The organism is Corynebacterium halotolerans (genome assembly GCF_050107895.1).
Classification (GTDB): Bacteria; Actinomycetota; Actinomycetes; order Mycobacteriales; family Mycobacteriaceae; genus Corynebacterium; species Corynebacterium halotolerans_B.
Window position 1 is genome coordinate 1 of sequence record NZ_JBNILW010000066.1, and the last position, 255, is coordinate 255.

A 255-nucleotide genomic window follows, 5' to 3' on the forward strand; every position below is an offset into this window, starting at 1 on the left:
GCCGGTGCTGGAAATCATCCTCCCGCAGCAGGGCCCGCAGGAAACCGATGTTGGTGGCCACCCCCGAGACCGTGAACTCCGACAACGCCCGCTGGGCACGGGTGACCGCGGTGGCGAAATCAGCACCTCGGCAGGTCATCTTCACCAGCATGGAATCAAAGTGCGCGGTGATCTCCCCACCCAGGGAGGCCGCACCATCCAACCGCACGCCCGCCCCGCCCGGAGACCGGTACGCGGTGATCGTCCCGGTGTCCG

At 67.8% G+C, this 255-nt stretch carries 1 protein-coding gene; it reads right to left on the minus strand.

What is annotated here, in order from left to right; all coding sequences use genetic code 11:
• Window positions 1–255 (minus strand): hypothetical protein (locus ACQCVD_RS15580; RefSeq protein ID WP_426824682.1); only part of this gene is annotated, 255 nt, incomplete at both ends.